A 12545-nucleotide genomic window follows, 5' to 3' on the forward strand; every position below is an offset into this window, starting at 1 on the left:
GAGGCCATCGCCCCGGTCAGCGTCTCCGCCGATACCGGACCCATCGCACCGCCTGCGGACCTGCCGGATGCGGAGGACCTGAACATTCCCGGCCTGCCGGATGCGGCCTTTGCGGTGGCGGGCAGCCATGCCTTCAGCGGCGATGATCGCGCGCCTTTGATCTTTGCCCATGATGACCGGTTTGATCTGGTTCAGGGAACAATCGCGTTCAACTTCGAAATCGACACATTGGTCGACCATCAGGTGTTGTTCTCAAAGGATGCCAAGGGATATGGCGCTGGCGGTCACATGACGGCCTATCTGGATGCGGCGGGGGATGTGATTGTGCGCCTCCAGGATCAGGACGAGTCCTTTTACCTCAAGGCGCAGATTGGCCTGCAAACGGGCACGTCCTATGATTTTGCACTGTCCTTCGGTGAAGACGGGGCGGAGCTGACGATCAACGGAAACCGTGTCGCCTATGATGCTGATCTGGTCTTTGATCTGGAAACCAATACCGAAGCGCTGATCGTCGGCGCCAGTGGGTGGAGCAATACACCCGGCACGACGGACCGGATCCACAGCCACTTCAACGGCACCATCAGTGAATTCGTGATCTTTGATGAGCCGCTCACCGCGCAGCAGATGCGCGATGCGGGGTTTGGGGCAGGCACGCCCGGAACGCTGGGCAGTTCGGATGACGTGTTGATGGGCACAGTGGCGGCTGAGGTGCTGGACGGCGGTGCCGGGCAGGATCAGGTGGATTATGAGAATGCCCAATCGGGTGTGTTGGCTGATCTGGGTTATGCCCAGTTTGGAACGGGTGCAGCCGCAGGGGACACTTACGTGTCGATCGAAGGGCTTGCGGGAACGGAGTTTGACGACAATCTGCGCGGAGACAGCGGTGCCAATGTGCTGGAGGGCCGCGCAGGCGATGACATGCTGATCGGTCGTGGCGGTGACGATACGTTGTTGGGCGGAGAGGATGACGATGTTCTCAATGGTGGTGAGGGGCGTGATGCGCTTCATGGCGACGACGGGCGTGACCGGGCGGATTACATGCATGCCACCGCGGGTGTCATCGCGGACCTTGGCTTTGCCCATGTCGGCACGGGAGAGGCAGCCGGTGACAGCTATCGTTCGATTGAGGATCTGGCGGGTTCTAACGCCAATGACGGCCTGCGGGGCGATGCCGGTGACAACGTGATCTGGGGCCGCAATGGCAACGATGTGATTGTTGCACGTGATGGTGATGACACGCTGTATGGCGGCAACGGCGATGATGCGCTGAACGGCGGCTTGGGCGGCGATCTGCTGGTGGGCGGGGCCGGGCGCGACCGGGCGGAATATGTCCATGCCAGTGCCGGGATCCTCGCGGATCTGGCAGCAGCGGGCCGGAACACGGGTGAAGCGGCTGGGGACATCTACGCCTCCATCGAAGACCTTGCCGGGTCTGCTTTCAATGACAACCTGCGTGGTACTGCCGGCGACAACGTGATCTGGGGCCGGGCGGGCAACGACTGGATCGTGGCGCGTGGTGGGGATGACACCGTGCATGGTGGCAACGGCAATGATGTGATGAACGGCGGTGCTGGTGCAGATGATCTGCGCGGTGGCGCGGGTCAGGACCGTGCAGAGTATATGTTCGCCAGAGACGGTGTGACCGCCGATCTGATGAATGCCGCGCTGAACACTGGTGAAGCCGCGGGCGATACCTACAACAGTATCGAAGATCTGGGCGGATCGAAGGGGGCGGACATCCTGCGCGGGGACGCGGGGGACAACAACCTCTGGGGCCGCACGGGCAAAGATGTGCTGATGGGGCGCGAGGGCGAGGATACGCTGTCGGGTGGTGGCGGCAATGACATGCTGAATGGCGGCGCGGATGCGGATGTGCTGATTGGCGGCACCGGGCAGGACTGGGCGGGATATCTGAACGCCAGCAGCGGCGTGCGGGTCGATCTGTCGGGCACTGTTGGGGGTTTGGGAGAGGCAACAGGCGACAGTTTCGATTCCATTGAGAACGTTATTGGGTCGGCCCATGCGGATACGCTTCTTGGCGACAGCGGGAACAACATTCTGTCCGGTCGTGCGGGTGCAGATGTGCTCAATGGCCGGGAAGGCGATGACATGCTGCTGGGCGGTATGGGGGCTGACACTTTCGTTTTTTCAGCCGGTCAGAACCGCGTCCTCGATTTTGACGGTGCAGCAGGCGGGGACAGTGTCGATCTGAGTGGCGCATCGGGCATTGGTGATTTTGCCACCTTGATGGCGAGCTTTGTGTCTGAGGACGCCGACAGTTTTGCGGTCATCACGGATGCGCTGGGGTTTTCCGTTGTCCTCGAAAACATCGCTGTTGCTGACCTGACGGAGGCGCATTTCGTCTTCTGATGCGGCTGTCGGAGTGGCCTGTGGTGCAATGAGGGAAATGATCGCGCGGCAAGCACGGGTGATCATTTCCTTTGGCACTTGGAGATGTTCAGCGGAGCGGTGGTCCCTGACACGCCGCGTGCTGAGGGCGGGGCATGAGTTGCTCGGCCAGACCTTTGATCCTGCCTTAACGCTCCATCACCTCGCGCAGTTTTGCGCGAAAGCTGCGGCCCACCAGCACTTTCTGGTCAGAGGTCAGAACCAGTTCCGGCCCGCTTGGGGTTTTGTCGGTGCGCACCACATGGGAGAGGTTTACCCACCATGATCGGTGCACCTGAAGGCCCCCCAGCGGTTCAAGGTCCTGCACGACATCGCGCAACCGCATCAGGACCATTGCGCTGCCCCTGGTGGTTGTCACCTCCACATAGTGATCCTGCGCTTGAACCGCGATGATGTCGTGACCCAGATGATGGGGCAGCTTGCTTTGCAACAATGTTGGCGAAGGAGTGGCCGGGTGCGCTGGCGCCACTGGAGGCGCGGGGGCGGTCACCGGTTCATGGTGTTGCAGGTTCTTGACCAGATGGACCACCGTCGTGACCGCGATCAATGTGGGTGCCACATACATCGTCAGCCGCAAAAATCCGCTCAGATCCAGCCAGCCATCGGCAAACCCAGTGGCCAGACCTTCGGCCAGATAGACCGACCCCACGACCGGCAAAATGCCCGCAATGCCGGCCACGACAGAAACCAGCATCCAGTTCCAGTGACGCGCCTCTGTGACCCGGTAGGCATAGATCGACAGGAAGGTCATCAGCAGGGTGGAGAAGATGATCGTGGAGCCCCAATAGACCAGACGCTCGGGAAAGGTCATGCGTTCCAACGTGAAGTAGGGGCCTGCCATCGCGGTCAGTAAAACCGCCGCAACATTGATAATCCAATAGACCGGGCCGCTGATTGTGACCTGCAGTTGGCGAAGCGCCAACGACATTGGCGTGTCATTGGCGTGGTTTTGAATGTCGGCAACGTAATCCGGCTTGGGTTCGTTCATGGCCCCATGAATACGTCGGGATCACAAATACACAAGTCTTAGGATGTCCGATGTCAGACCAAAGAAATGCACTCCCCCTTTCAGCCCGTGGGTTGTCCAAGCGATTTGGCAGTGTTCAGGCCGTTTCGCATATTGATCTGGAGGTGGCACGCGGCGACGCGCTGGGTTTGCTGGGGCCGAATGGGGCGGGTAAATCGACGACCTTGTCGATGCTGATGGGATTGCGTCGCCCCGACGCGGGGGAGGCGTTGCTTTTCGGTCATGCCGCGGGCAGCCCGCAGGCACGCATGTTGACCGGGGCCACGCCGCAATCCACAGGCTTTCCCGATCAACTCTCCCCGCGGGAGATCCTGACCTATACCGCAGCGCGGTATGGCGGGCGGCCCCGGATCGATGATCTGGTTGCACGTTTTGGGCTGGAAAAGCTGATCGACAGACGGGTTGCAGGGTTTTCGGGCGGCGAGATGCGGCGGGTTGCGCTTGCACTGGCCTTTGTGGGGGAGCCGAAACTGGTGTTTCTGGATGAGCCGACCACGGGCCTCGACACGGCTGCGCAGGAGGGGTTCCGCGCGGTGGCGCGTGACTATGTGGAGGGCGGCGGCACGCTTGTTCTGACTTCCCACCATTGGGAAGAGATCGAAGAGATCTGCGGCACCATTGCGCTGATTGATCAGGGTGAGACAGTGCTGACGGGCCGTATTGAAGACATCCGCGCGCGCACTTCGATCAACCGCCTCAGCTTTGCCTTGGCAGAGAGTGCCGTGCCGCCGGAATGGATGCAGGCTACCCACGATGGCCAGCGTTGGCATGTGGAAACGGCAGACAGCGACGGCGTGTTGCGCCGGATGGTCAGCGACAGCGTTCCGTTCACCGGGCTCACCCTGGAGCCCTTGAAACTCAAAGACCTGATCGACCGGGTCCGCCAAGAGGAGATCCTCCAATGATCCGCCACCTACAGGCCGAATGTGCCCTGAGCCTTCGTATTCTCTTTCGTCAGCCGGGGTTCTGGATCCCGACCATCCTCTTTCCCGCGATGCTCTATGCGTTTTTCGGCGCGCAAAGCGGGGGAGGCCGGTGGGCTGCGAATGCAATGGCGTCCTTCACGGTCTATGCGGTTCTGGGGGTGGGGTTCTTCCAGTTCGGTGTGAGCGTCGCGCAGGACCGCGAAAGCACCTTCGCGACATGGCAGCGCAGCCTGCCGGGCAGCATCGCCTATCAGTGGGTCGCGCGGTTGCTGGCGTCGTTGATCTTTGTGACGATGGCTGTGTTGCTGGTCATCGGGGTTGCGCTGCTGATGACGGAGATCAGCCTCAACGCCGGGGCGTGGATGCGGCTTGGGGCGGTGTGCCTGATGTCGGTGGCGACGGCGACCTTGATGGGCATCGCGCTGGGGTCCTTGTCATCGGCCCGCGCGGCGGTGCCACTGGCGAACCTCATCTATCTGCCACTGGCCTATCTTGGGGGCCTTTGGGTGCCGCCGATTGCGATGCCTTCGGTGATCAACGCGATTTCACAATGGACGCCGACGCGCGCCATGGGTGAATTGAGCTGGGCCGCGATCAACGGAACGTCATGGGACGGCGGATACCTTGTGTTGTTGCTGTTCTGGACGCTGGCAGCGGCGGGGGTGGCGGCCTTGGCACAGACCCGCAACCGCCACCGGGTTGCCTTTTAGGGCGCTCAGCTGTCGCGCCTTGGTTCCGCTGATCTGAGCCGCAGGATCAGCGGCACAATCGCGAGCAAGAGGAGTGCTGCGACATAGAAAGGTGCGCCGGGCAGGTAGATGCCGTCGCTGTTGACAAAACGCTCGAACACGCCGGTCAGCATCAGGGGGGCCGCCACCGCTGCGATGGACGACAGCGACGCGATCACCCCCTGCACGAGGCCCTGTTGATCTTCCCCGACCCGGTTCGCCGCGAAGGCCGTCATCAGCGGTGGGGCCATGTCCGCAAGGGCGGCGACCGGCATGACGATGGCAACAATCAGCACGCTGTTGGCCAAGCCGAACCCGATAAATCCTACAAGAGCCGCGATGGTGGCGATGATCAGCGTTCTGAAATCACCCAGGCGCCGGGTCAGCTGGGGCAGCACACCGGCCTGGATCACCGCAATCAAGATGCCGTAGGCGGACAGCGAAAGACCGATGGTGAACCCGTCCCAGCCAAAAACCTCGCGGCCCCAGAATGCCCAGAGGGTGGGGTAGACCATATTGGCAAATTCAAAGACAAAAATGCAGATCAGCGGGATGGCCAGACCGGGGGTCGCAAAGGCGCGGGCAATGGTGCCAAACGGGTTGAGGTCGCGTTTGCCAAAGGGGCGGCGGTTCTCGTCCTTGAGAGATTCAGGCAGGACGAAGATGCCGAAGATGACATTGAGCGCCGACAGCCCTGCCGCGATCCAGAAAGGCGCTGTGATGTGCCAGCCGGAGGCCAGCCCGCCCAACGCCGGACCCAGCACGAACCCGATGCCAAAGGCTGCACCGATCATCCCAAAGCTGGCGGCGCGTTCTTCGGGTTTGGCAATGTCCGCGATATAGGCGGTGGCGGTGATATAGGTGGCCCCTGCAACCCCCGCGATGACACGGCCCACCAGCAGCACCCAATAGGTTTCCGCCATCGCCATGATCACGTAGTCCACCGTCAGCGTCAGCAGGGCGGCGATCAGGATTGGCCTGCGGCCATAGGCATCAGACAGGCTGCCGATGATCGGGCCGAACAGGAACATCGCAGCGGCATAGGCGGACATCATCACACCGCCCCAAAACGCGCCTTCCGCCGTGCTGCCCGCACCGACCCGGTCCATTAGATCAGGCATGATCGGAAAGACAATGCCAATGCCGATGGCATCGATCATCAGGGTCGCAAGAATGAAGAGATAGGCACCGGAGAGTTTCATGGCGCCACCCGACACGCGAATGGGAGGACTGGCAAGGCGCAAACTGGAAATGCGCTGATGAAATTGGGGTCGAGGCGGGCTGCGTCCTTGAACTTTCTCTGTTGAGGGTGCGCATCTGGTTTTTTGCACCGCTTGTGGTTGCGCTCGAACCCGGTCCTGGGGCCAAGGTCTGCGTGATCAACCCGATGGACCGACCGCGCCCCTTGCCCTATCGTTTCGGGAGCCGGGCAAGAGGGTCGTGTGACGCCGCACCATGCCCTTCAACGGATCAGGGGTGCGTAATGACAGATCAGCCGTGGAAGAAATACTACACCGAAGAAGCGCAGAACTTTGATCTGGCGAACATGGGCGCACAGACCTTTCCGGAAATGCTGGACAGGGCTGCCCGGCAATTCGGCCCGCGAAAGGCGCTGACCACGATCCTGCCATCAGGTGCCGAGACTTCTGTCACCTTCTCTGAGCTGCGCAGCGAAGCGGAGAATTTCGCGGTCTACCTCAGAGAGGTGGTTGGGCTGAAGGCTGGCGAAACGGTTGCAGTGATGACACCCAACTGCATCGGGTTTGCCGTGGCTTCCATGGGGATTGCCAAGGCGGGATGTATCGCGACAAATGTGAACCCGCTTTATACCGCGCGCGAATTGCAGCACCAGCTAAGCGACAGCAACGCGCAGGTTCTGGTGATCATCGACCTGTTTGGTGACAAGGTGGATGAGGTGATCGACAAGACGGACGTCCGTCAGGTCGTGACGCTGTCGTTGCTGGAGTTCTTTGTGCCGCTGAAACGGGCCGTTCTGGGGTTTGTGCTGAAGCGGGTGAAGAAAGCCATTCCCGCGATGCGGCGTGAGCACGTCACTTTCGCCGCCGCTCTTGCAGCAGGCGGCGCGCGCAGGAGGGATGCGGATGTGGCGGCCTATACAGCCCATGTTCAGCCGACGGATACGGCGCTTTATCAATACACCAGCGGGACAACCGGGCTGAGCAAGGGCGCGGAATTGAGCCATCTGGCCGTGCTCGCCAATGCCTATCAGGCGGAGCTGATGACCGCAGGCCTCAGAGACCCGGAGGGGGAGACGGCGCTTGTGGTCCTGCCGCTCTATCACATCACGGCATACGCGCTGGTTTTCATCGCGGGGCTGCGCACGGGGGGGCATGGGGTGCTGGCACCCAGCCCGCGGCCCCTGACAAATCTGAAACCGGCTTTTGAAAAGCACACGGTCACGTGGTTCACCGGGATCAACACTCTGTTTGCTGCACTTCTGACAGAGGATTGGTTCAAGAAGGAGATGGTTGAGAACCTGCATTTCTGTGGCTCCGGCGGGGCGGCGCAGACCACCGGCGTGGCGCAGAAGTTCAAGGATATGACCGGCATCGAGATCCGGCAGGGGTATGGCATGACCGAATGCGCCGGAGTGCTGACGCTCAACCCGACGGGCGACAACCGGTTTGGTTCTGTCGGTGTGCCGGTGCCGGGAACGGAAGTGCGGATCGTCGATGAGGCGGGCGATGACGTGGGGCAGGGCCAGCCCGGCGAAGTCATTGCCCGCGGCCCGACCGTGATGAACGGATACCTCAACCGCCCCGATGCCACGGCTGAAACGATTGTGGAGGGCTGGCTTCATTCAGGCGACATTGGCGTGATGGATGCGGATGGTTTCATCGAGATTGTTGACCGGAAGAAAGACATGATCCTGGTCTCAGGCTTCAACGTGGCGCCGAATGAGATCGAGGAGACGATCTCCAGAATGCCCGGTGTGGCGCAGGTCGGCGTGGTCGGCATTCCGGATGACAAAACCGGCGAAGTGCCTGCGGCTTTTGTGGTGCGCGCTGATGACAGCGTCACCGAAGAGGCGGTGCTGGCCGCCTGTCGCAAGGGGCTGACGAACTACAAGATCCCAAAGCTGATCCAGTTTGTGGACGAAGTGCCGGTGACGTTGTCCGGCAAGGTGCTGCGGCGCCAGTTGCGGCAGGACTATCTGCAATGAAGGTGGCTGCGTTGCGCCCAATGGAAGACAGCATGAGTGACCTTGAGACCAGCGTGCCACCGGGATCGGCACGCGCCTGCGTCCTCAACGGATTTCAGTGTCGGGCACACAGGCCTCTTCTGCATGATCGTTGACCTTATCCGCATTGGCCACGCGCCGGAGGATCCGCTCAGCCTGCGCCGGATGAAATCGATGTCCGCCGTGATCTTCTTTGTGATCATGTGTATGACGTTGGCGTTCTTTCTGGAACCGGACAGGTCTGTCTTTTACCGCGCGCTGGATTTTGTTGTGTTGGGCATTCTGACGACAAGCCTGCTTGTCCTTCATGTCTCCCGCAAAGTCGAAACTACGTTCTTTGCGTTCTTTCCCGCCTTCTTGTCAGTTCAGCTGGTTTTCATGCTGCTGAATGGCAATCGCGAGGGGGATGTCTTGCCGTTTCTGGTGACCCCGGCGGCGGCTGTGGTTGTGCTGGGGCCGGGCCGGTCCCGGCCTTGGTTTGTCGTCTGCATCCTTGTGATGTTCCTTGTCCCGCTTTTTGACAGTGCCTTGCCCGACATTTCGCTTGTCGTGAACCAGTCGCTGGCCAATCCGACCGGATCGCTCTTTCAGTCTCCGCTGAAGCAACCCATGGAAACGGGTGAAAGTCTGGCGATGACCATCGGCGTGTTCTTCATCTACTTCCTGATCTATTCGGGGTACCGGCAACTGGAGGCGGCAAGAGAACTCATTCTGGTTCAGAAAGCGCAAATTGAGCATGAGTTCGGGCGTTCCGAGCGGCTGTTGGAGAACATCCTGCCTGCGCCGATTGCGGAGCGGTTGAAACAGGAACCCAACAAGATCATTGCGGACGATCTGTTGCAGGTGACGATCCTGTTTGCCGATATCGTTGATTTCACCCCCCGCGCAAACCGCATGCAGGCGGCGGAACTGGTGTCCTTTCTCAACCGGGTGTTTTCTGAATTCGATACGCTTGCCGATGTGTATCACCTGGAGAAGATCAAGACGATTGGGGACGCCTATATGGTTGCGGGCGGGATGCCCGAGCCGCGCGCCGATCATGCGTCTGCTGTCGCGGATATGGCGTTGGAGATGCTCGCGATCACCAAGAGGATCGGTGAAGAAATGGGCGAAACGCTGGCGGTGCGGATCGGGATACACACTGGCCCTGCGGTCGCGGGTGTCATCGGGACGCGGAAGTTCTTCTATGACGTCTGGGGTGACACGGTGAACACCGCCTCGCGGCTGGAATCCTATGGGACACCGAACCGGATACAGGTGACGCAGGAAACCTATGCGGTCCTGTCTGGCGGCTACAGATTTGAAAAACGCGGAACCATCGACATCAAGGGCAAGGGCAGGATCGAAACCTACTACCTGATTGATCGTTGTGCGGATCAGGGTTCGCGAGAAGCGTAAGAATGGCGCGCTGCCGGTCTTTCAAGGCAAGCAATAGCGGCTGACATGTACGTTCAAAAAGAAAGAGGCCGGGGCATGTGCCACCGGCCTCTTCCGGTCTGTTTGAGGTAAATCAGTGCGTGAACTTCTTGATCTCGCCTGACTTGAGACGCGCACTGTAGGAGTCCAGCTCTTTGCGCACCACTTTCATCAGGAAGTAGAGGCAGAAGATATTGACCACCGCCATCGCAAAGATCGCCGCATCGGAGAAGTCGATGACCGGCCCGAGGCTCGCTGCTGCGCCAATGACGATGAAGACGCAGAAGATGATCTTGAAGACAAGCTCAGTCGTTTTGCCCTCGCCGAACAGATAGGTCCATGCCTTCAGCCCGTAGTAGGACCATGAGATCATGGTGGAGAACGCAAACAGGATCACCGCGATGGCCAGTACAAACGGGAACCAACTGATCGCAGATCCGAATGCCGCAGACGTCAGCGCGACACCGCTGTTGCCGTCGACCGTTGCAATGGCAGAACCAGCTTCGTTGAGCATGTAGTTGCCTGTTGCCTGATCAATGATCAACTGCTGTGAAATGATGATCACCAGCGCGGTCATCGTACAGATCACAACCGTGTCAATCAGCGGCTCAAGCAGGGACACGAACCCTTCCGTGATGGGTTCTTTGGTTTTCACCGCTGAGTGTGCGATGGCCGCAGACCCAACGCCGGCCTCGTTCGAGAACGCCGCACGTTTGAAGCCCTGGATCAGCGCACCGACGAAACCGCCGGCAACCCCAAGCCCTGTGAAGGCGCCTGCAAAGATCTGGCCAAACGCCCAGCCGATCATGTTGTAGTTCACAATCAGGACAACGAAGGCCGCGCCGACATAGAGGATCCCCATGAAGGGCACGACCTTTTCGGTGACTTTCGCGATGGATTTGATGCCGCCAACGATGACCGCAAACACCACTGCTGCAAAGACAACACCGGTGATCCAGCCCGGAAACTCCCCGGTGATCTGGGTGATCTGCGCATGTGCCTGATTGGCCTGGAACATGTTCCCGCCGCCCAAGGCCCCAAGGATACAGAAGACGGAGAACAGCACCGCAAGGATCTTGCCCCCCGGCAGGCCCAATTCATCAAACCCTTTTGAAATGTAATACATCGGCCCGCCTGAGACGGTGCCGTCAGGATATTCGTTGCGGTATTTCACACCCAGCGTACATTCAGTGAACTTTGACGCCATGCCCAGAAGACCCGCAAGGATCATCCAGAACGTGGCACCCGGTCCGCCGATACCGACCGCCACGGCAACACCGGCGATGTTACCAAGGCCAACGGTACCCGACAGGGCGGTTGCAAGCGCTTGAAAGTGGCTGACTTCGCCCGCGTCGTTCGGGTCAGAGTAATCGCCCTTCACCAGACCGATGGCATGGCCGAAGAAGCGGAACTGTACAGCGGCAAAGTAGACGGTAAAGACCGTCGCCCCGATCACCAGCCACATCACGATCCATGGAAAGTTTGTGCCGGGGATCGACATGAAGATGAAGTTCACGAACCAGCCGGTGGCGTTGGAGAATGCTTCATTGACGCGCGCATCAAGCGAGGCTGCGGCTTCTTGTGCCTGAGCGGGCACTGCAACGGCGAGAAAGGCCGTGACTGCCAGCAGCATTGAGTGAATTCTTGTCATTTGGACCAATCCTTATGCGACGACAGTGACAGGAACGCGCGCGTTCATCACGAGGTTTGCGGTTGAACTTCCGAAGATGCGTGATGTCAGGCCACCCGCGCTTGAACGCGCGACAATGATCTGGGAGGCACCTTCAGAATGCGCGATATCGTCGATTGTGTCCGCCACATCGCCGTGGCGCACGATTGCACGCGCGTCATGGCCAGCCTCTTTGAGAGAGGCGACAGCGGGGTTGACGACCCGCTCCATCGCGATGGAAATCTCTTCTTCGCGCCGCTTGTGTCGCTCTGCGTTTTCCTCTGCTGTCTGGAAGGAAAACGGTGACCATTCGATCACATAGACGACGATCAATTCACAATTGTCGCCGTGCGCTGCGATGCTCTTGGCGAACTCAAGGGCTTTTTCCCCTGAGCTCTGACCATCGAGTCCAATAACTAACTTCATGGTTTTGTCCCTATTTTTAGTCTTTTGACTAGGCTTGGATAATTGGGAGTTGCTTAAAAATGCTTGGTTCCCTTGTGCCTGAAGGTAGGCTAGCGAATGAAAGGGCACCGGTCTATGGGCTTACCAACTATAGGGGGAAATCTGCTTCGGGCTGGTGCTGGTGGTTGATGAATGACGTTCCAATGGGCAAGGGGGCATGGATAGGGTAGGGTTGCCTTGATGCACGGGGCAGGTCCGCTCACGGCAAGGGCGTGACCCCAAAGAGCCAGTGCAACAAGCAGCGGGTGCCGCATAAAACGGACCAAGCCGGGATGGGCCGGATCAAATTGCGCATTCCGGCTGCCACCGAAGGAAAACGGGTTTGGACGGCCGAGGGACATGGTCACGATCAGACAGACCGGCAGCATCACGGCCAATGGCACAAGGTTGAGCAAGGGGGGGCCACGCCCAGAGCGCAACAAATGGGGCTGCGTGTGCAGCATGGATCAGCCAGCCCAGAACAAGAAGGGACAGGGCGGCGCAGCAGGTCGTGAACCCTGCCTGCCCCAAGCGGGCTACCAACCATGATTTGACAGGCGGGCGTACCGGTATGGAATGGCTGGCAAAGAAGAATACAAACGCCAATGCAAAACCGAACCAAGCCATGTTCCACTCCCCTCAGCGTCAAAACGAAGACCTTTGGCGAAAGGCTTGATTGACATACCTGAGTAAATCCATCAGATAAATGCCCAGCGAACCATCC

11 protein-coding genes are annotated in these 12545 nt (G+C 59.7%); 5 read left to right on the plus strand and 6 right to left on the minus strand.

All coding sequences use genetic code 11. The annotated features are described in order from the left end of the window. Positions 1 to 2370: calcium-binding protein (locus Q1A91_RS15810; protein WP_299879560.1), on the plus strand; the 2370-nt coding region annotated here is incomplete at its 5' end. Between the two features lie 166 nt (positions 2371 to 2536). Here the strand turns inward: Q1A91_RS15810 and Q1A91_RS15815 are convergent. Then, a complete protein-coding gene (locus Q1A91_RS15815; RefSeq protein ID WP_299879564.1) occupies positions 2537 to 3397 on the minus strand; it encodes a LytTR family DNA-binding domain-containing protein in 861 nt (286 codons plus the stop codon). A 50-nt stretch (positions 3398 to 3447) separates the two neighbouring features. Here Q1A91_RS15815 and Q1A91_RS15820 point away from each other — a divergent pair, with 50 nt between their 5' ends. Both Q1A91_RS15820 and Q1A91_RS15825 read left to right on the plus strand, forming a co-directional pair. Continuing rightward, entirely contained in the window at positions 3448 to 4341 is an 894-nt protein-coding gene (locus Q1A91_RS15820; protein ID WP_299879566.1) for an ABC transporter ATP-binding protein, read from the plus strand. Beyond that, on the plus strand, positions 4338 to 5072 hold the full coding sequence (locus Q1A91_RS15825; protein WP_299879569.1) for an ABC transporter permease: 735 nt from the start codon (positions 4338 to 4340) through the stop codon (positions 5070 to 5072). The genes Q1A91_RS15820 and Q1A91_RS15825 overlap by 4 nt, the downstream gene beginning before the upstream one ends. 5 nt (positions 5073 to 5077) lie before the next feature. Here the strand turns inward: Q1A91_RS15825 and Q1A91_RS15830 are convergent, their stop codons facing one another. Continuing rightward, positions 5078 to 6292, minus strand: a complete 1215-nt coding sequence (locus Q1A91_RS15830; protein ID WP_299879572.1) for a TCR/Tet family MFS transporter — start codon at positions 6290 to 6292, stop codon at positions 5078 to 5080. 281 nt (positions 6293 to 6573) lie between these two features. Between Q1A91_RS15830 and Q1A91_RS15835 the strand changes: the two genes are divergently transcribed. Continuing rightward, on the plus strand, positions 6574 to 8274 hold the full coding sequence (locus Q1A91_RS15835; protein ID WP_299879575.1) for an AMP-binding protein: 1701 nt from the start codon (positions 6574 to 6576) through the stop codon (positions 8272 to 8274). A 123-nt stretch (positions 8275 to 8397) separates the two neighbouring features. Then, entirely contained in the window at positions 8398 to 9690 is a 1293-nt protein-coding gene (locus Q1A91_RS15840) for an adenylate/guanylate cyclase domain-containing protein (RefSeq protein WP_299879578.1), read from the plus strand. 112 nt (positions 9691 to 9802) lie between these two features. Here the strand turns inward: Q1A91_RS15840 and Q1A91_RS15845 are convergent, their stop codons facing one another. The 4 genes from Q1A91_RS15845 to Q1A91_RS15860 form a co-directional block, all read right to left on the minus strand. Next, positions 9803 to 11359, minus strand: a complete 1557-nt coding sequence (locus tag Q1A91_RS15845; protein ID WP_299879581.1) for a sodium:alanine symporter family protein — start codon at positions 11357 to 11359, stop codon at positions 9803 to 9805. Positions 11360 to 11371: 12 nt separating this feature from the next. Beyond that, on the minus strand, positions 11372 to 11803 hold the full coding sequence (locus tag Q1A91_RS15850; protein ID WP_299879584.1) for a universal stress protein: 432 nt from the start codon (positions 11801 to 11803) through the stop codon (positions 11372 to 11374). A gap of 89 nt (positions 11804 to 11892) precedes the next feature. Continuing rightward, positions 11893 to 12210 (minus strand): hypothetical protein, encoded by a 318-nt coding sequence (locus Q1A91_RS15855; RefSeq protein ID WP_367278688.1) that lies wholly within the window; start codon positions 12208 to 12210, stop codon positions 11893 to 11895. Next, the gene (locus Q1A91_RS15860; protein WP_299879586.1) at positions 12125 to 12448 is read right to left on the minus strand and encodes an NnrU family protein; all 324 of its coding nucleotides are present in this window, start codon (positions 12446 to 12448) and stop codon (positions 12125 to 12127) included. The genes Q1A91_RS15855 and Q1A91_RS15860 overlap by 86 nt, the downstream gene beginning before the upstream one ends. Between the last annotated feature and the right edge of the window lie 97 nt (positions 12449 to 12545).

Origin of the sequence: uncultured Sulfitobacter sp. (assembly GCF_947500075.1) — a bacterium.
Taxonomy (GTDB): Bacteria; Pseudomonadota; Alphaproteobacteria; order Rhodobacterales; family Rhodobacteraceae; genus Sulfitobacter.

Coding starts and splice junctions, on each gene's coding strand:
- Q1A91_RS15835 (WP_299879575.1), top strand. CDS start 6,574: ATGACAGATCAGCCGTGGAAGAAATACTACACCGAAGAAGCGCAGAAC.
- Q1A91_RS15855 (WP_367278688.1), bottom strand. CDS start 12,210: ATGCTGCCGGTCTGTCTGATCGTGACCATGTCCCTCGGCCGTCCAAAC.
- Q1A91_RS15825 (WP_299879569.1), top strand. CDS start 4,338: ATGATCCGCCACCTACAGGCCGAATGTGCCCTGAGCCTTCGTATTCTC.
- Q1A91_RS15850 (WP_299879584.1), bottom strand. CDS start 11,803: ATGAAGTTAGTTATTGGACTCGATGGTCAGAGCTCAGGGGAAAAAGCC.
- Q1A91_RS15830 (WP_299879572.1), bottom strand. CDS start 6,292: ATGAAACTCTCCGGTGCCTATCTCTTCATTCTTGCGACCCTGATGATC.
- Q1A91_RS15815 (WP_299879564.1), bottom strand. CDS start 3,397: ATGAACGAACCCAAGCCGGATTACGTTGCCGACATTCAAAACCACGCC.
- Q1A91_RS15840 (WP_299879578.1), top strand. CDS start 8,398: ATGATCGTTGACCTTATCCGCATTGGCCACGCGCCGGAGGATCCGCTC.
- Q1A91_RS15860 (WP_299879586.1), bottom strand. CDS start 12,448: ATGGCTTGGTTCGGTTTTGCATTGGCGTTTGTATTCTTCTTTGCCAGC.
- Q1A91_RS15845 (WP_299879581.1), bottom strand. CDS start 11,359: ATGACAAGAATTCACTCAATGCTGCTGGCAGTCACGGCCTTTCTCGCC.
- Q1A91_RS15820 (WP_299879566.1), top strand. CDS start 3,448: ATGTCAGACCAAAGAAATGCACTCCCCCTTTCAGCCCGTGGGTTGTCC.